Consider the following 802-nt stretch of genomic DNA (forward strand, 5'->3'; position numbering starts at 1 on the left):
CCTTTCGGAAGCATTTCGTCAAGACAGAATGTGCATTTATTTGAAAATTCTTTGTGACCGCTGGAAAAGCCTGTGGCGATAGGACTTTTCAAGTGTTTCATGCTCCGTTTCGGATGTCATTTTTGATTAAACGCAGCAACTTATCCTCCATCGTTTCCTTGCTTGTTTGGCTAAAATGGATGCACACCTTGTAGGTTGTCTTGCCAATTTTTCTCACCATGGTTGCGGGTGTGTGCTCCGCTGTCTGTACTGCTTTCGTTTTGGCTGCTGCCTGTTCCATGTGCGACACCTCCTGTAAAAAAGCCCGACAAAGGAAAGGCTGACAACGAAGTCCTGACAACGGACATCAGAAAACCTTAAAACTCTGTCGGGCAGATGCTCTATTTTCTTTTTCTTCTTTTTTTATAAAAGTCGGTTGTCATGGTTGTCAGGGGAGAGAAAATGCCCATCAAATCAGGGGTTTTCAGACTTTCGCCCGACAACCAGACCGACAACCGGCTCGACAACAAAACGGCAACCGGCACTGATTTTTTACTTTAGCCACTCTGGGGGAAGTTCCAGCTGCTCCACTTCCTCCGGCGTCAATTCCTGAAAATCTCCACCTCCGTTGTCGGGCTGGATGCGTTCCCAGCCTTTCTGACGCCCATAGGGGCTGCGGAAGTACCGGGGATTGGAAAATGCCCTCCAGCCGGTCACGCTGTTGTTCATAATGTCGTTGATCTCCCGGATTTCCCATTGCTTCGGCTCGTCAAAGCTGTGTCCCAGGGCTTCCCGGAACAGCTGCTTGGAGCAGACCATGTTA

Annotated in this window: 1 protein-coding gene and 1 pseudogene; both read right to left on the reverse strand. The window is 49.0% G+C overall.

What is annotated here, in order from left to right; genetic code table 11:
* Positions 1-97: 97 nt before the first annotated feature.
* Positions 98-280, reverse strand: coding sequence for a transposon-encoded TnpW family protein (locus ACTQ3R_RS16550; protein WP_412639513.1), 183 nt, complete (start codon positions 278-280; stop codon positions 98-100).
* A gap of 251 nt (positions 281-531) precedes the next feature.
* A pseudogene (locus tag ACTQ3R_RS16555) lies at positions 532-802 on the reverse strand (virulence-associated E family protein); the annotation flags it as partial.

The sequence above is a fragment of the Lawsonibacter sp. LCP25S3_E2 genome (genome assembly GCF_052117285.1).
GTDB lineage: Bacteria > Bacillota > Clostridia > Oscillospirales > Oscillospiraceae > Lawsonibacter.